This window comes from Bacillus cereus group sp. N6, from assembly GCF_016483705.1.
In the GTDB taxonomy this organism is placed as follows: Bacteria; Bacillota; Bacilli; order Bacillales; family Bacillaceae_G; genus Bacillus_A; species Bacillus_A wiedmannii.
Genome location: NZ_JAEHBI010000004.1, coordinates 155666 through 174446, shown reverse-complemented (window position 1 = coordinate 174446; position 18781 = coordinate 155666). Strand labels below are relative to the sequence as shown.

Below are 18781 nucleotides of genomic sequence, written 5' to 3'. Positions count from 1 at the left end.
AACGGCGCCCGTCTAAAAAGACTGAACGCCGCTTAATGTATTTTAGAATAATGAGGAATGTATCCCTGCATTAAGATTATCTAAAATTTCATTTTGCATATCTTTCATGATGTCGATGGAAGTATTAATTCCACCTGGTCCCTCTCCATAAGAAGTTGTTAATTGGACATCTACATCTGACAATCCCATTCCTGATAACACCTCACGCAAGCGACCTGTATCGATCAAACTACTTAAAGAGTGTATTGGTATTGCTTTTTCTCCTGATTTTTCCGCTCTAGCTTGGTCTTTGCTCCAATAACCAGAAGTAGTTGGATTTACACCTTGCTTTTTCATAACCTTGATTTTTATATCATCAAGATTAGTACCTGCGTTCCATCCGGACCAATTTTCACTCGGTAGATAATGACTATCGAAGTAATCTTCAATATCTTCTTGTTTATCTACCTTAAGCCCCCAACTACCTTGTAAAATTCTTTTAATGTCCTCAGGAACATATTTTAGAATCTCTTGACGCTCTTTACTGCTAGTCGTCTCAAGGAATCGAGGAATGTATTCTCGCTCTTTTGGTGTTAAGGCTCTCATTAACGATGTTCTATCAGAGGCTCCAGTTTCACCCATGCTATACAGAGTACCTTCATACTCTTGTCGATACTTAATAGCTAAAGATGTGTACTTCCCTGCTTGATAGGCTTCTTTTGCAGATGAAATATCTTCTATTTCGCCAGAGAGTTCATGAATTTGTGATTTAACGGCTTCGGTGTCACCATAACCCATTTTTTTAGCCCACGACAATGTTTTCTTCTTGTCTGTTAGGTAACGTTTTAAGCCTTTGTTTTTTCGTCCTTTTTCTGCTGCAGCATCAAAGAATTCTTCTACATCTACGCCCTCTTCACTTTTAGCAAGTTGGCTAGCTTTCTCGTAAAGACCACGATACTTAACGTATTTTAAACGGTCAAAATACTGATTAATTTCTCGTTCATCTTCACGTTCTTGAGGAATCCAAACATTGTCTAAGCCCGGAAGAACTCTTCCTGCTCCTTCATCTAGTACACGAAGAGTAGAAAGTCCGGCACCGATAGCAAATCCAGCGACACGTCCTAATCCTTTAGCTTTTGTTGTCTTGCCCCAAAGGTGACCAATAGCTGCCATTTCTGCACCCGCAATAAGTGGGTTTTGAGAAGCAACTGTATTTACCATTGGTTTAATCCAGCCTTCATATGGCTGTGTCCAAGGTCTCCAGTCTGAACCGTATACTTGATCTCTCTTATAACTTTCAATCGGTGTACGTACCTGTAAGAACTTATCAGCTAGGATTCCGACGAAAGGTATTTTAGGGAGAATATCATGCGTTAACATCTCAGTATACTTACCGACAGTTACCATGTCATTTGAATAGAGAGCTCTTGTAGAAGTTGGGCTGCCATCATCTTTAATCTGAACTGGATTCTTCCAAGTTCGGTTTGCGATAAGAGCATTTAATGACTGGCCTTTGTTCGTCTCAAACCAGAAACGACCTTCTTCATTTTGGTTCGTGTATACAACAGCATCCATTGAGCCATAAGTATCATTATTCATTCGCGCAACAGGATCGTCAGCAATACCAATCTTAACTTTTGCACCAACTTTTAAATACTGTCCCATCCAATCAATTACATCTTGGTTATCTTTTTGTGTTAATTTGATACCAGCTAATTTAATTGGAGCATCGAACTCTCGAACCATGAACGTATTTGCATCGATAACTTTAGAGATTGTTACATTCTTCTCTTGGATATCAGCATTTGAAAACTTCTTATCGTACCAGTGATAAGTGTCCTGTTTGTCATGGACTTGCTTAGTAATCTCATCAAACTCTTTATCCATATCTTCTGTAAGACCACCAGATTGACGTAATAATGAGACTTGATGTTTAGCTACCTTATACTGTTCACTATCAGGATCAACATCTGCTAAGATACGGAAGCGGTCAAATACACCGTAGTCTGCAAATTCACCAGAACCTGTTCCGTCCGGATGAAGCTTGTAAAGAGTTTCATATGCTTTACCAGGAAGCCTTATTTCACCCTTCTGTATTTTCGTATATGGATCACCGTGTAAGAAATCCGTCGATGAGCCTATACCCGGCAACCATTCAGGCATTGTATTTCGAATTGGAGAATAGTAATCTTTGTTAGGGTCACGAGGAACATAACGACGACCAATCTCCGATAGCGCACCACCGGCACCACCAAGGTTCATATCCCAAAAAGCACGACTTGGAGAAGTCATTAATGTTGATGGAGCAAGTGTTGTTCCACGCCATGACTCTTCATATCCAATTCCTGTTTTCGTTAAGAAACCGTAGATACCACCTAACTCAGATGCACTATAGAATCCGTCTTTCAGTAAACCTGTTAAGTTATCAAGTTGACCAATACTATCAAGATCTTGAGGGATTCCCATATTTCTAAGTTTCATTAAGCTATTAACTGTTCCAGCTTCTACACCATCACCCATTTGAGCAAGTGCATAGTTTTGTTCAGCTAAAATGTTTTGGGCTCTTGTAGCACCACTCATACCTCTACCAATAATACTTCCACCAACTGCTGTTCCACCTGAGCCGCCTATATCACCTACAGGGCCTCCTACGCCGCCACCAGCAACGTTTGTTTTATAAGCAGGTGTAATTCCATTACCGTAGTTAACAATACCAGCATCAGCGCCATAGTTAGCTGCTGAACCACCAAAGTAATCGCCTGTTCCTTGATCCGCATACATATTGTATTGAGTGACTGCACCTGTCCCAGAAATACCTACATAAGAACCATCCTTAACTGGACTGTACTTATCTTGGATATACTGGTTGATAGAAGAAATGTATTCTTCATGCGCTTTTTCTAACCCCTTGTGTTCTTTACGAGGTTTTAGGATTCGACCAACTGTACCATCAACAAGATTACCGACGATAGGAATGTTTTGTAGTTCACTAAAACCACCAGTGATTGCATACGGTCTGTCTAATTCATGTTTATTTTCATAATGATAAGGGTCTGTTAAGAAGTGCTTAATAGGAGCAAATGGATGAGTTAATGTAGGCATCCAGTTATTCGCCCAATATTCACTTTCACTACCATACATAGTGTCTGTGAATTTATAATCAGACTTTAATTTACGATACCAGTTGGCTTCAAAGTGGTCGATTCCTCCACCAGCCCAAGGAGAAGGAGAACCAACTCCCCAGTATCTATTTTTACGAATTGCATCTTCACCAGATTCATAGTACTCTCTAGTGTCTTCACCGCTACGGAAATCACTAAACATACCGAATGTTAAGAAGTCTAATTGCTTAACTCCCAACCATTCTCCTACTTGGTCAGCACCTGCATTTTTAAATACATTTGCCCAAGGACGTAATGCCTTATTAATACCAAGTCCTTCTTTAATACTTTGAAGAGTTGTATGAGTATTTACGTATGCATCTGCAGCTGTATCACTAACCGTATCCCCTGTTAATCCATCAAAGTATACAGCTTGTTGGTATGCTGCGTATGGAAGAACAATACGACGTAGGTATTGGTTACCAATAATACTTTGGAAAGAACCTAGATTCTTCTGAGATAAACTTAATCCGAAGTTACCAAGCTGATTATCTAGACGTTCTGCTAATCCATACATAATAGCAGTTGAAGTTGTTACATTTTCTAAAGAATCTCCATTGATGTGTCTTCCTGCTAACATCTCTTTTGAAACTGCTAAACCTTGTTGAACTAATGTTGAAGAAGCGTTTCTTGCATACATTTCTGTATTAATCGCAAGATCCCAACCATCATCAATTGGACCATAGTTTTTTAGGTTGTTTATGTTTAACTCTGATACGATTTCCTTACCAGCTTTACCTAACCCACTTTTACGCATAATGATGAAGTCTGCACCATTAGGAGAAGGCTTTCCTGCTTCTGGAGCCCTACCTGTAATAGGTTGAGCGCGAAGAATACCTTCTTGAAGATCTTGCCCAAAGCCATTTAGACTAACTCCACCGCTTTCAAATACTAGCTTATTATCATCATAACCAACATCACCTTTGTGAATGTTCATTACATCCTCAAGGAATGTCTTCGCTTCACGAGGTCTTGCATCAATGTTATGGATATTGTCATAACCTAGAATGTCAGTTAATGTTTCTAAGTCTTTCGCATTCTTTACATCAGATTCAGATAGAACACCTTTATTTCTTGCATCGATTAAATAGGCAAGAGAACTTCTTTTTCTTGCTCCATTCTTAACGACATCCGGAGCAAAGTCTCCTGCTTCATTATCTAATGCTCTTAAAGCATATTGATGGAATGAGCGTCGAAGTTTTTCCGTTGCAGGAATAAGTGCTGCATCATCACCAAATGTAGGAACCATAAATTCCATTAAAGATGGTAGGTTTTTATCCACTGCAGCTTCCCTTGAGGAGTTAAATCCTTCAGGGTCATTAATGTATTTCTGCGTCCATCTACCTAATTCTTTAACAGATGGATCCTCATAATGTTTTAAAGCATCTCTACCTGATAAATCTTCATTGTATACAGAACGAGTATGAGACTTGTACATTCCAATATTAGACGATTGGTTTTTAAGCTCTTTGTTAAATACAAGGGCTGCATCTTTTACGTAGTCATCATCAGCTAATCTAGCAAAGTCGAAAGCTTCTCCATTTACTTTGATATGGTCAAATAACTTATTTACGTGAGGAGAAAGAACTTCTGTAGCTTCACGAGTAAGGCTTGTTGCGCTCTTATCCATACCAACGCGCATTACATTGTAAACATCACGAATCATATCTGATTGGTTTTCTTTAGAGGTATGTAAATCGTACACTAAACCTCTTAATGCATTTGGCCCATACATTGGATCTGCAAGTTTATCCCATGCTTTTCTGTATGTTTCTGCTCGGCTTTCATTTTCCTGATATCCAACATCGAACAGTTTCTTAACCCATCCACGTTCATCTACAACGTCTTTCTCACTGTAGTTAGTCATGTTTTTATGCATACGTGAGAATGCACCGAATTGTGATGGAGCTAAGTATAGACCTTCATCAACTAAATCCAGTCCACCTGTTTCTGTATAACGAAAAACGTTTCCACCAGTATAGAAATGGTCACTATTCTTTAGAGGATTGCGAATAGCTCCTTCTTGAGTTGTTTTAGCTACCCCATCAAAAGCTTGTTCACCTAAGTTCCTTACAAAACCGTGAACCTGTCCAGCACCTAATACTTGAAGTCCCTCTTTTGCTTGACCAGAACGGAATGCCTGCCAAGGTGTTAAGTCAACTGGGTTAATATTAAGGAACGGAACTTTAACACTTTCTTGGAAGGAATCTATTGCACTAACAGCACCAGACTTTAGATGTCGATTATCTATCATCTCACCTGTTTTTGCATGAGTGTATAAATTCTTATCAAGAATCATATCTTCAAAGTTAAAAGATATTCCCTTTTTACCTAGCAGTGCATTTAAATCGTCATTATGCTTGTTGTTGTCTAAGAATTTTCTTAATTCCTTAGTAACATCAATAGACTTTTCATTTCCTTTTTCATCAATATCATCAACAATTAATCCATATTTACGTTTAGTAGCTACGTCAAACTTCTCAGCATCTTTTAACGTAGTATGATTAAAACCTTTTTTCTTAAATTGAGTACTTAATACATCAGTTTGCTTGAGTGCATCCTGAATGAAACCATAAGCAGAAGCGGTTTCCATCGCTTTCGCTTGAGATAGGATTGAGCCTTTATTTCCTTCAAATACTTTTTTAGTATCCTTATACTGCTCAAGAGTCTGAAGCATTTGTTTCTGAAATGCATTTCGTTGTGATTCATCTTGGAATTTAACCTTATGAGCATACTTTCCATCTTCAAGTTGCTTTATGAAGTCATCAACGTGATCAGCAGGACTATTGAAAATACCTTTATTTTGATTGTGGTAATGGGTAAGAGCGTTAAGAATCTTGTCCCCACCATTGTTTTTAATAGAGGATTGTTTTCGTAGGTTTTCAAGGATTTTATTTTGACGGAATGATTGAGTAGCAGCATATTCAAACTTATTCAGACCACCCATGTTTCTTTTGTGGAATTCTTTATAGTAACGACTAACGAATTCTGTATTGTTTTGACCTGGGCGATTCGTAAGCATCTGTCTCTTCTTGATACTGTTACGGACAGAAGCTTCGAAGTTTTTATGCATTTTCTCTTGTATATTACTATCGAACCCACCGCGTAATGTCCTAATAACAGATGGGTTGTCACCAAGAGCGTCTGATATTCCTTTCATAAATACCTTAGCATCGGATAAAGCACTGTATGCATGTCCATCCTTACTTAATACCCTACTTCCAGTGACCGCTGCATTACTAGATAACTCAGACATAGCTTTACCTATCATTGCTCGGTTACGGTAAGCCATTACTCCTCCACCGATAAGGGAACCTGTTTTTGCTATATTACTTAGCAGATGACTCTTCTCTTTCTCTTCACCCGTATAGCGTTTATCAGCCATACTTACTCACCACCTTACTGTTGCTGTTGTTGCATATCTGCTTCATTCACTAATTGTAATCCACGTAGATTTTCTAGTAACCATTTAGCTTTAACATAATACTCTGCTGTTTTAGCCATTGGCCATGATTCTATTTCGCTTAATGGGATATCTTGAAATGCTTCTTTTATGACTAATGGAAGTTGATTTTCTGAATCCTCCATATGTTTTTCCCATCTAGCTATCATGATCTTAACTTTTTGTGCCTTTGTATATCCTGATTCTTCTAAAATAGAACGACAAAGAACTTCTGGTACACCTGCAAAAATATCTAGCGAATAATCTTCAATAATCGGTTCAATAACACAAGTTTTACAGATATATTCCGTTCGCTCATAGTCATCGTTGTATACTTCCTGTGCAATCTTTAGTTCTTCTTTGCTTAATGCACGGAAGAAAAATAGTACATCGCTTATTTCTTGCATGTAGATATGTCCGTGTTCCTCATGCCAAACACGCAATTGTTCTTTGAAGTATACTTCTTCTTCATATGTTTCAAATTCAATAGGTAGTTCTTCTACCTTGTCATTCAATAAATTAGGATCGATTAACATGTTATTTCCTCCCTACAATAAAAATAGGAGGCGATATTACGCCTCCTTAGCTGTTAGCTTAAGCGCATTGCGCCTGTTTTAGCTGCGAATCCTGACTTCTCTAATACTAATTCGTGTAATAGTGTCGGAATACCAGCTTTACCATTTGTCATTTGCATGAAACCATAGTTAGCAGGGAAAAGAACTGCTTTCTCACAGATACGTTCTTCTTTATAGAAGTTATCTGCATTTGGAATTTTAGCAACATCTTTATACTCTTTACGCTTAATTGGTCGCCATACAAAAATGTTTTCATCATCGAATTCAGTCAAGTATACTTCTCCTGCATACATAGACTTCCATTTTTCTAGTTCGTTATAAGTTGGACCACCTGGGAAGATTTCTTGCTCCGCTTTTGAAACATCATCTTCATCAAATTTGTCTCCTACTTTAACAACCGGAGTTTCTTCTTGCGTATCTTCTGTAAAAACTTCTTCTTTTTCAACACGTTTTGCCATTGTGTTTCCTCCTCTTTCTCTCATAAATATAAAAGATTTAAAGGTTACTATAATCTTGTTATGTAAACCTTGTAATTAACCTAGTACGCTTTTTGTACATTTCCTGAGATATCTTTTGCAATGAAAGTATATACTTCAGAAATAGGGTTTCCAGATGGATCAACTCTTTGTGAAACACCTGTTAGTTGTACCCCGACGATTGTTTGAGCGGTCTTATAGCTCCCTGCTCCTCTAACAGCACAAGGATTATTCCCATAAGTTAATAAGATGTTGAAACCATGCTCCTTTAAAGCTTTGTTCTTTGCATTTTCATTTGTGCTATAAAAGAATGTATCGGTTTTACGACTATCTATTAGCTTAGAAGAGTTAGAGTTTGTTCCCCACAGTGCATTTTCATAGTCATCTGCTAAGGCCTGAAAGTTATCTATTAGATCTTCAACCTTGGTGTTTTTATGGGCACTCTGTCCACCATCGCCGTTAAATTCTGCTAGGTTAAACCACTCTTGTTCGTCTGTCATTTCAGAACTTAAACTATTAAGTACGGTTTGTAAATAACCAGCTTCTTTGAAGTTAATAGAAAAAGAACCTTGAACAAAACGATTCCCTCTAGCTACCTTATCCCACGTATATGAAGCAAATCCGTAGATTGGTGCTAATTGCTCTTGCATTGTCCATTCAATCTCTACAATTTCATCTATCCAGTTGTCTCCGAAATAGATTCTAATATCTGTTCCTGAGTAATAATTCGCATAACCCTTTTTAGATTGACCTGTTGGTGTGTAAGCTCCATCACTCATACTTCTTACCACCCTTCATCAAAAACATCTGGTTTCATTGTGTCGATATCTAAAGCAATGAACTCCATTGTGTTTTCTGTAATCATGTCTTCTACTGACATTGTTTGTCCTTCTGAAATAAGATACACTCCATAGATTACTAATCTTGAAGACTGGCCATACTCATTCATAAAGTTGATTGTTATATCGAATGGTGGAAGCTCATCACTCTTATTAATAGGACAATTGCCCGAATTGCTATTATGGTCTCTCATAATTTCATATAAAACGTGACGGTCAAATACAGTAAAGATTAGACTTCCTGCTACCGTTCTTGCTCCACGTACAACACCTTTAGCTGCAATCTGTCCTAAGGCATATACTGGAGCTGTTGGTCTAAATACAGAATAAGAGATCGTCTGTAATTGACCCAACACTACAGATTTACCACCTTCGGGAGTTACAACAGCAACAATATCCGTACCTGCAAAACTCGTATACGTCTTCTGGTATTTACTTGTCATGAAGACACCTGCCTTTCTATTTTCTATAAACGGAACATAACCACTCGAAAATAATTTTGCTACCAAATACAAAAAAGAGATGCCGAAGCACCTCTTTAGTTGTTATTATTCTACTTCCCAATCATCTTGTGGACGCATCTCAACGATGTTACGAGCGATGAAAGTACAAGCTTTTTCTGTAGTGTTGTCATCAACACTTAAGCCCATTCCTTCATTCAGAATCTCTACACCGTAGATTTCCATTTTACTAGCTTGTCCATATTCGTTAAGGAAGTTGATAGTGATATCAAATGGAGGGATTTCGTCGATGAAGTTGGCTTTACGTTTTGTCTGCCATCCTTGTACAAGGTCATTACGTTGAGTTAAAGCTGCAGCGTTTTGTTCTACATCTAAAACTTGAGTAGTGCTACTTGATAGGGCATCCGTTTGGTTTAAACCATGACGGTGAACAGTAGCTTGTTGTTTAAGGTTGAACAGTGCATCACGGTCGAAGATAGTAAATACTAAACTTCCTGCGATACCACGTTTACCACGAGAGAAAGATTTTGGGTTTGGGTCACCCATTACATACACAGGACCTTTTTCACGAGTAACTGAGTAAGTAATAGCTTGTAATTGACCAACTACCTGTCCATTAAATGTACATACGATGTCTGATCCACCGTAAGTAGTAAATGTTTTGCTATAGCGAGAAGCTGTTGTACTCATAGGTTAGTAACCTCCTGTTATTCTTTTATGTAAGAGAGGGGCGTTGATTCCCCTCTTCTCATCAATGGTTCTTATTGACCAAGGCTTTGTAGCATGTACTCAGGAGGAGCTAAGTTAACTTGAACTTCAACACGACGTAATTCAAATGCCGGGATGATTTCTAAAGTAACTGTTGCTTCATCTAAGTAAACTCCAAGGTTACCGATTGAGAATTTATATCCTTGGATTGCGCCTGCTTCGCGGATTTTTTCTAATGCTGACTTGATAGCAGTGTTCATTGCGTTGTACTGTGGCATTTCGTTCGCTTCACCAATGAATGGTTCTACTGCTTCACGAACAACTTGGATTGCTAGTTGAGTGATACGAAGAGTAGATAAACGAGCGAAGTCACTTTCACGTACTTTTCCAGCCATAAAGATAGATGGAGCAGTTGTGATTCCATCTGTAACAACTAGTTGAGTTGAATCTTTCAAGCGGAATGTAACGATTTTCTTGCTAGTAAGTTTAGAAAGTTGGCGAAGAGAGTAGTCAAAGCGGATAGCTTTAACACCTTTGATTGGTTTGTTTGTAGGAGCACTTTCTTTTCGAAGAGTTGAAAGTAATGCAGCGTAGTGAGTCGCACCATTTACATAGTGCATTGAGTTTGTTGTTGGCATGATTACTCCAACTTCAGACCCTACTACTTGCAGGTAAGGAGAGATTTCTGTGTCAAGCTTAGCTAGCTCGTCCACATATTTGCGGATTGTAGAAACTTTCGTATCTACTGGAGATTTAACCCCGATGTATCCGATAGCAGCTGACTTCATTAAAGTCTTCATAGAACAATAATCAGCAACTGTTTGAGCGAATGAACCGCGGTGGATTACACCAAAGCTAGTTTTTTGCCATTTTGCTACTTGATTACTTAATTGAAGACCAGTAGCTGTTGTACCAGCTTGTACAGAAGCAGGAGCATCGAAGTAAAGAACGATTTTACCACTGTCTTCTCTTACGTTAGCTTTGATACCAGTTGGATCTGCATCGATAACAGCTTTTAAGTCTTTTACTAAGTCACTAATAGTTAGTGTGCTGCCGTTGTAAGTTTTTGCAGGAAGCGTAAACGTTACATCTTTGCCATCAACTTTTACTACTAGCTTATCGTTAGTTCCAGTTGTAATTTCTACTGGATAAACAATAGAATTAGATTCCATTACATAAGAAGAAGTAACCATTCCGCTGATGTAAGGGAAGTCTTCAGAGTTTGGAACTTCAGGGAAGAATTCACCAACTAGGTTAGTTGCTTCATCCTCAAGCGTAACTCCTTTTAGAACTACGTGATCTACAGTGAAATCAAGTAAGTCGCTCATTAGTAAGTCATAGAAATAGATAAACTTACGACGGATACGAACTGCTTCTGTAGTACCAACTAAAACGTTTTTGAACTTAGCTTCAGCTTCTTGTGAAGTGTTTCCTTGAGCTACATAAGCATCGATTGCAAGTTTCTCAAGTTCAGTAGCACGCTCTGTACTGATTTCTTTAAGAGCTACTAGGTATACCATTCTAGCTCCGCCATCAGTAGCAGCTTTCCACTCTGCAGCAATCGGGTTAACCTCTCCTGCTACATAGAAATCACCGAATCCAGCTTGCACAAGTTCAGATGAACTACGGATTAATACTGGTTCTTCAGGAGCATCTTTCGCAAGAGATGGAGCGATGATTAGGATCGACTCTGATCCGCCTCGTTCTGGGATAATTAAGCCACCATCTTTAAGCGTGACATTAATACCAGGAAGATTTTCGTAAAGCATAGGTTTGCCCCCTCTTTATTTTGTTGTATTTGAAAAGCGACGAGCGCTATTCACCCAGTTGAGTGTTTGTTGTTTCTTGGAGTCTCTTCTCTACGACATCTATCACACGGAAGATATCTACAGGGACTTCTGTTAATTCTTCAAACTTAGCAAAGTAAACAAGTCTACGAGTCTTACTCGCATCACGTATATTTGCTTTTGATAAGTCTGTTTCCATCCTTACGAATTGAAGTTCTTTAAGCCCCTTCTCTTTAAGGAATCCCGTGTATGTTGCAAGTGTTTGACGAAACTCTTTTGTGAGCTTGTCCACTCGCGCATTGGTTTCTTCCCAAATCTCAAAAACAATCTCTGCATCAAATACCTGACCATAAATCTTAGTTGCAGGTGGTAGAGTTCCATTAGAATCTTCATTAAAAGCAAGGTAACGTTGACGAGGTTTGATTTCTCTGGTGTTTTTACCGATTAACCCCGGTTGCATTACGCTAAGATAATGAACGATGATTGGATATTCTACATGCTTGTCATCTGTTACATTTGGTCCGTCGGGGATAAAACTTCCCCATTTAGGGCCCCATGCAGCATCTAATAAATACTTGATTGTCTTTGTCATGTCTTCATAGTCCATAGAACCATTTGCTTGAGTCGGCTTATTGATTTCTACTACCATGAAACATTCACCTCACTTGATGGAACATAAGTAAAGGAAGTTTTAACCGATTCAATTTCTCCATACAACTCAAACGAGATTGCTAGAGTAAGATTTACTTGGTCATAATCTAAGACTTCCATTTTTATATTTCTGTAGATTGGATGATCTTCTGAAAGATTATCGATGAAGGCATCAACTTGTGTGATGATGGATTGAAGTAATACGAAGCTGAATGGCTCTCCAATGTATTGATTGAAGAATCCAGCGATTCGGTTAACATCGTAACTTATACTTCGAAGGTAATGAGGTTTTGAATAGAGTGTGTTTTGAGGGTAAAGATTTTTTGAGGAAAAAGGAACAAATCCTTTTTTAATTGATGGTACGATACATATATAACCACTACTTGTTAATTTAGCAACTTCAACCTTTTTGAGTTCCCTACTTTGTAACGTATTTATATAAAGTAGTTGCTTATTAGTGGCTGAATTGTGGAAATTAGGTAGTTTGTATCGCATACAAGCGTAAGTTGCTGCGGCTGGCATAGATAAGTACTTAGGATTTTCCGAATCCTGTACACCAACTACAACTTCTACATGTTCCAGATGACGACTTTCTTCCTTATTAATAGAAGCCTTTTCTAGAAGTGTTTGTATCTGAGGTTCATATGTATCTTCACCTGTCACCCCATAACGACTCTCTGAGAACAAATCAGAGCATAAAACAGCTGAACAGAAAATAGATTGTTCACTTGTTTTCGTCTTAGCAAATTCTCCAAATATATAGGTTAGTTCAGTAGATGCTTTTTCGTAAGGAATGTCTGTAAATAGAAGTGTATCTATTTGAAAGCTACTTAGTTCGCCTGTAAAGTACAATTCGCTTCCATCTTCATCGATTAAACTATCCCTTAATAGCTGTAATTGCATTTGGAGCTTATCGTCTGAGTCTGAATCATCGTGATTACTTACATAATGGAATCCATCGTCCGCGCCTGTAAATCGAACGTGTCTTTCTGCTAAACATAATCCTGCTACAGGAACCTGATTAACGACTTCTACATCGACTTCCCCTGCTTTAAAATAAAGATCCTGTTTGATTGCAAAAGCTAATTCATCTAAGCCTTTATAATCAGCAAACAAATAAGAGTAACTATTATTTACACCTTTAACCACCATATGAGTTGGGAATAAGTGAATACTGATATTGTTTGATTCATCCGTTGCTTCTAATGTTTTAAATCGAAGTGCCGGAGTGTTTAATTCATCATGATTAACTACACATTCCCCATGTGTTCCATTTAATCGTAGGATTAGTGGCGTAATCCCGTATTTTCTTGCCATTCTTACGTTTTCCGTTAGACGACAATCACCAAGAATATAAGACGGGTCTGTGTTCTCTCGGATGATAAAAGGTGTCCCTACTGGCCCATTAAAAGAAAAACCCGCTAACACTAGAAAGCGAGTATTCTTTTCCATGTGAGAAGGGAAGATAAGTTGATTGTATTTATACATTCTTACCCCTCCAATAAAATATTGTATTGTTTAACGCCGTTTATTTCTGAGATGCGGATACCGCGTATCTTGCTTCTTACAGGTTGTACAACAGCGTAGTAAGCCTTGTAGATAGTCTGTGCTTCTCCAAGATCTTTACTGTGGTCTACGTTTGTGATTTTAAATATACCTTCATCTTTATAAGAAGGTCGTCCGAAATTATCCCAATCAACTTCAACAATCAAATCTTTTTCATTTGCTGTCATGTTTGGCTGAAAGTAATACTTTCTACCTCCTGTTAGTACATCACCGATAGGAACCTCTTTTAAAAGGCCTGCTAACTGTGGTTCTAAAGAAATGTTGTCAGCTCTTGTTGTATGTCTTTCAGCAATGAAAGAATAACCCAGCCCGAGACAAATCGGACAATCCCGATCCGCCTCTTGGGTTACTTCGTTATAACAAGAACATAAAAGCTTCTTATCTTGTCTAAGAACTAGTACATCATGACCGTACTCTTCCAAGATCTTTTTGAATTCATTAGATAGGTCGAAACTTACTCTCATTATCTATTCACCTACTTATCGAAGTCTTTCAGTGTAGTTCTTGTTACGAAATCAGGATATGGTGATACTGATTCACCTTTTACTGCATTACCTGGTTTTGCATATCCTCTATTGTGATGACCATGAATAAGATCTTCCCAAGGCTTTAATGCTCCTTGCAGTTTCCTAATCATAGAAGACACATTGTTTGAGCTTGAGCTTCCTGCTTTCTTTGTTACAGATAGGTCACCCAATTTAATGCTCTCATCACCACTTGAAGAAACGGCACTTCCACCGCTTAGTAACGAGTCGATGGTTACTTGTGTGTTTACATATTCATTGATGTAGTAAGGGGCATCTCCATCTTTATGAAGTTCCTCATCAAATGCTGGTGACTCAAACCATATATCACATGCAAATTGACTGTACTTTCTCATTAATGACTGAAGGAATCGAGTTGATGGATTTAGCCCAAATTGTTTCAATACTTCTCTGATTTGAGTGATGTCACCATGTAAATGTTCTGGTGTACCTACAAAACTAAATGTATAAGTCATTCCAGTAGGCAAAGTGTTTTCGCCCTTTAGATTCTTAGAAACTACTACTGTATATTCCTTGCCCTGTCTAAAGACTGTAGGGCCTTCTGCAGGTGTAAAGACTAATACGTTAGCATTCTCTTCATCTAGGCTTATACGACCTTTTATAGCCTTATTAGGGCTATATGCACCTCTCATATCAATTAAAGAAAGCTGTTGTTTGTATGGAGCTTCTACAACGTAGAATAAAGGGTTTGTTTCGGGTTGGTCTTCACCGAATAAGCTACTAGCAATAGTATCTGTAAACACAACAACTACTTCCGAAGGTTTTTGTAACTCTCCTGTTTGAGGGAAATGATCGACAATAGATAACTGACCAACTATTGCTCCTCCCCCACCGCTTCCTCCACCTTCACCTGTAGTTGGTGGTTCTACAACTGGTGGAGTTACGGGTTGTTCTCCTTTTTTCTCGATGTAAATCTGACTTGTTAACCAAGCTGTTTCCTTATCACCTGTAACACCTTGAACATGTACATAATAATTCTTCTCTGCTTCTAAACGATAAGGAATAGTGAAGCTAAGGCTTGTTGTTTTACCCTCTAGTGGGTTCTTTGGCCACAAATCATAGGCTTCGGGATTGTTAGATGTAGATAGTCGAACATTAAAGTAAATCTCTTCCCCATCCACTAATCCATTAGGTAAGTCCCACTTAGCAGAAACAAAGTAGTAATCTTGTGCTAATACTAAGTTCTCTAAAGCGGTAATTCCCTTTTTCTGAACAGTTACAAACTCATATGTCTTTGTACTAGGAAGGTAATTGTTATCGATTGAAACAACACCACTCGCCCCACCAATTACCATTGTTTGATACTGTGTATTAGGTTCAAGTGGAGCGTTAGGAGTAATTTCGTACACTTTGTTCACGTTGTTATATCGCCCAGTGTACTCTACGAAATCGCCATTTACTTTTCTTAGGCGAATCGTATTATTGTTTAACGTATCAAGATTGATATGTTTAGCGAACGTGATTGATATTGTAGTAGATAGCTCTACATTTGATTCATTTGATACCGGATTAACACCCAATACTAGATATGCATTAGAAGGCATCTACCTCACCTCGCTTATTCAGTTTCTTTTTTAGTACTTTTACGAGTCTTCTTAGCTGGCTTAACTTCAGCTGCTTCAACAACAACTTCTTCTTTCTCTGCCGGTTCAACTACTTCTGGTTTAACCACTTCTTCGTCCTTAGCAATGTTTTTACCATTAACGAATTCAAGAGTTTGTTTATCATAAGGAAGTAAGATGTTTTTACGTAAAGCAGATTGGATACCAGATAGTTTGTTTTCTGCAATATCAATTGAGTGAACATTGATTGAGCGACCTTTTTTAAATGTAAGACCACTAACTGTGTCTTCAAATTCCTCTTCTGAAAAATGCGGAGATACAAATACTTTTAATTCTGTCATGAATAATTCATCCTTTCAGTTCTGTGTTTTGTTTGGCTTATCCTATAAAAGAAGCCCCTACATCAACTGTAGGAGCTCCGTAGGAACATAATTGTTATTTAATTAGATAACGTCGTGCTTCTTAGCTTCTGCACCTTGCATATCCTTTGGTAAAGGCATATCAGCAAAGCTACGAGTTGGAGCTGGGTAAGTCTTAGCGAAGCGAATGTTTTTAGCAACAGCGATTGCTTTTCCGCCGTTTAGTACGCCTACGCCATAACGCTCACGTAATTTTAGAGATTGGATGTCACGAGTTGGATCATCGAATTGCTCTGTAGAGATTTCGTCTTTAACTAACATTACACCAACGTTGTTTTTGTCTACTAGGAAGAAGTCGAATTTCTTGCCTGCTTGATCGAAAGGAACAAATGGAGAGAAGATTACTTCTAAGCCTAATGCGTTTGAAGTGTTGAATGTACGAGGGTCAAAGTTTGAAGTGCCTTGTCCAAATGCAGCAACGCTTGTGCCTTCTAGAGCAGCGTTCTTAGCAAATAGAGACCAGCAAAGAGGGTGCATGATGATTGTTGTAGGAGTGTAGCCTGCGCTCATGATTGATACAGCCATGTCGATGATATCTTCAGCAGCTAATGTACCGTTAAGTTCGCCATCGAATCCACGACCTGTAGGGTGTCCGTCAGTACCAGCTGGGAATAAATCAGCATCATATACTACGTGACCAGTTTTCTTAAATTCGTTGAAGCAATTTTCTTCTTTTTTAGCAGCCATTGCACGACCAGCAGCGCGAAGGTGTAATCCGATTACATCCCATTGTGAGTCTGAGATCATTTCGTCAGTAATAGCGATTTTTAAACCGTATTTCTTAACTTTAACATCTACAGAACCAATTCCGCCTTGTGCGATGTCTAGTGCTTGGTTTGGATATTCTTGTCCTTCTCCAATTTCGAATGCACGAATTGCTCCGAAGTGGATGAACTCCATTGAACGTCCTTCATTTAATGTAACCTTTTGGAATAGGTTAGAAACTAATGTTAAAGGTTCAGCAGCTTCTAATACTACTGTAGAGATTACTTTCGGGATTAAAATGTTTGCATCAGCCGATGTTAATGCTTCACTTACTTGTACGCGTTGCTTAGCAGGTACTTTTCCTGCATATGCCATCATTTTTGTGTACTTCTCATGAAGTTCAATATTTTGAGTGTTTTCCATGATATATGTATCCTCCTGAGTGTTTGTAGGTAAGATTTAAAGTGGGGGATTATAGACTTTCCAGCCCCCACCTTAAATGGGAATTGTGTCTACTTATCTTTTAAGCTGTTGATCTCAGGACCGTAAAGTTTAAACTATTAGGTTATTTGCTTAGGAGATTACATGTTTAGAAGAATAAGTGAGGGGTATTTCGAGGTTGATTATTTTTGAAGTAAAATACGTACTGCACCAACAGAACCTTTGTGGTCCCAAGCAGTAGGAATTCCAGCGATTGGATCAACTACCATTGGTACTGTTAAAGTTAAACCAGTGTGTTCTACAGCTGCATCAGTTTCATTGATTGGTAGGTAGATAACAACAGTGTTGTGAGTAACATCAACATGCATGTCGTTAGCATTAACTGCTTTACCATCGATTTGAGCAGCTACGTCAGCTAGTTTAGTAGTATCGATTTTTTGTTTTAATTTGATGAATACAGCAGCGTTTTTAACTCCTGCACCAACTACTACTTTGTTGTCTTTCGCATCGAATGTAGTACCTTCTGCACCACGAACAGCTTCAACGTTGTCGTTCATTGTCATTGAACCAGCAGTACCAGTAGCAACAGCAAAGTTACGAGTTTCTTGAGCGCGGAAGAATCCGTCAGTTAAGAATGGAATTCCAGTTAAACCTTTAGCGCCTAACATTTTTTCGAATTCAGGCTTCCAACCTTTTTCAGTGTAAGAAGATCCATAAGGGAATGCGCCTACGCCTGTACCTGGAGCACCTGGAGATGGAGCGTGAGACATTTGTTTTAAGAATGCTTCCATTTCAGGGTTAACTAATTCTGAGTAGTATTGAAGGAATCCAGCTGGTGGAAGTTCAGTTTCTTTCGCCCAAACTTGTCCAACGATAGCTTCAGGAGCATCTGTGCCTTTAACGTATTTACGGAAGTTACCGTCTTTGTCAGAAACAACGCGGTCACCAGGCATTAATTTTGTAGTGTCTTGTTTCTTTTCAGAAACAGCAGCACCGAATTTCATTGCTTTTGCAAGTACTTGAGCAGCAGCTAAATCAGCAGTACCATCAGTTTCGAATAAAGGAACCTCAACATAGTTACGAGTGATAACAGTTGGTTTTGTTAAAGTAGAAACCATACCATCACGACGACGAGAATAAACATTGTGTAAATTTACACCAGCAATTTTTTCAGCTGCATCTGTTGCTTGTTTAACAGCTGTTTTTTGATGACCTGTTTCAGGATCATACTCAGCGCCAACTAGTTCAACGATTTTACCTTTTGCAAGTACTACCGTTTGGTTACCCTCTGGGCCGTACTCATAGATGAAAGTTTCTGCACCGTTAGTACGAGAGATAATTAAATCTTCCGCCGGAGCCATACCTTCAGAGATTACTAAGTTAGTATGTGTCTTACCTTTGAATTTGTAAGAACCATTCACATTTGGGAATTGTGCCATTTTGAATGTGCCTCCTTGTTATTTG

General features: G+C 38.5%; 14 protein-coding genes. All 14 read right to left on the bottom strand.

The features are described from left to right. Nucleotides 1-42: 42 nt before the first annotated feature. The 14 genes from JDS99_RS05780 to JDS99_RS05715 all read right to left on the bottom strand — a co-directional run bounded on the left by JDS99_RS05780 (nt 43) and on the right by JDS99_RS05715 (nt 18756). Nucleotides 43-6525 (bottom strand): hypothetical protein, encoded by a 6483-nt coding sequence (locus tag JDS99_RS05780; protein WP_199694737.1) that lies wholly within the window; start codon nt 6523-6525, stop codon nt 43-45. Nucleotides 6526-6539: 14 nt separating this feature from the next. After that, nucleotides 6540-7118 (bottom strand): tail chaperonin, encoded by a 579-nt coding sequence (locus tag JDS99_RS05775; protein WP_139888900.1) that lies wholly within the window; start codon nt 7116-7118, stop codon nt 6540-6542. Between the two features lie 53 nt (nt 7119-7171). Continuing rightward, entirely contained in the window at nt 7172-7615 is a 444-nt protein-coding gene (locus JDS99_RS05770) for a tail chaperonin (RefSeq protein ID WP_085782839.1), read from the bottom strand. A gap of 80 nt (nt 7616-7695) precedes the next feature. Further along, on the bottom strand, nt 7696-8412 hold the full coding sequence (locus tag JDS99_RS05765) for a hypothetical protein (protein WP_085782838.1): 717 nt from the start codon (nt 8410-8412) through the stop codon (nt 7696-7698). A 5-nt stretch (nt 8413-8417) separates the two neighbouring features. Further along, nucleotides 8418-8915, bottom strand: coding sequence for a virion structural protein (locus tag JDS99_RS05760; RefSeq protein WP_199694736.1), 498 nt, complete (start codon nt 8913-8915; stop codon nt 8418-8420). Nucleotides 8916-9020: 105 nt separating this feature from the next. Further along, complete coding sequence (locus tag JDS99_RS05755; RefSeq protein ID WP_139888899.1) at nt 9021-9623, bottom strand: hypothetical protein; 603 nt, start codon at nt 9621-9623, stop codon at nt 9021-9023. A gap of 71 nt (nt 9624-9694) precedes the next feature. Further along, nucleotides 9695-11410 carry a phage tail sheath protein gene (locus tag JDS99_RS05750; protein ID WP_199694735.1) on the bottom strand — a complete coding sequence of 572 codons (1716 nt, stop codon included), beginning with the start codon at nt 11408-11410 and terminating at the stop codon, nt 9695-9697. A gap of 46 nt (nt 11411-11456) precedes the next feature. Further along, nucleotides 11457-12077 carry a hypothetical protein gene (locus tag JDS99_RS05745; protein ID WP_098265218.1) on the bottom strand — a complete coding sequence of 207 codons (621 nt, stop codon included), beginning with the start codon at nt 12075-12077 and terminating at the stop codon, nt 11457-11459. After that, nucleotides 12071-13567, bottom strand: coding sequence for a hypothetical protein (locus tag JDS99_RS05740; protein ID WP_199694734.1), 1497 nt, complete (start codon nt 13565-13567; stop codon nt 12071-12073). The genes JDS99_RS05745 and JDS99_RS05740 overlap by 7 nt, the downstream gene beginning before the upstream one ends. A 2-nt stretch (nt 13568-13569) precedes the next feature. Then, the gene (locus tag JDS99_RS05735; protein ID WP_199694733.1) at nt 13570-14109 is read right to left on the bottom strand and encodes a hypothetical protein; all 540 of its coding nucleotides are present in this window, start codon (nt 14107-14109) and stop codon (nt 13570-13572) included. An 11-nt stretch (nt 14110-14120) separates the two neighbouring features. After that, entirely contained in the window at nt 14121-15734 is a 1614-nt protein-coding gene (locus JDS99_RS05730) for an Ig-like domain-containing domain (RefSeq protein ID WP_199694732.1), read from the bottom strand. A 14-nt stretch (nt 15735-15748) separates the two neighbouring features. Continuing rightward, nucleotides 15749-16093 carry a hypothetical protein gene (locus tag JDS99_RS05725; protein WP_199694731.1) on the bottom strand — a complete coding sequence of 115 codons (345 nt, stop codon included), beginning with the start codon at nt 16091-16093 and terminating at the stop codon, nt 15749-15751. A gap of 102 nt (nt 16094-16195) precedes the next feature. Continuing rightward, complete coding sequence (locus JDS99_RS05720) at nt 16196-17299, bottom strand: phage major capsid protein (protein WP_199694730.1); 1104 nt, start codon at nt 17297-17299, stop codon at nt 16196-16198. 200 nt (nt 17300-17499) lie between these two features. Then, nucleotides 17500-18756, bottom strand: coding sequence for a hypothetical protein (locus tag JDS99_RS05715; protein ID WP_199694729.1), 1257 nt, complete (start codon nt 18754-18756; stop codon nt 17500-17502). Between the last annotated feature and the right edge of the window lie 25 nt (nt 18757-18781).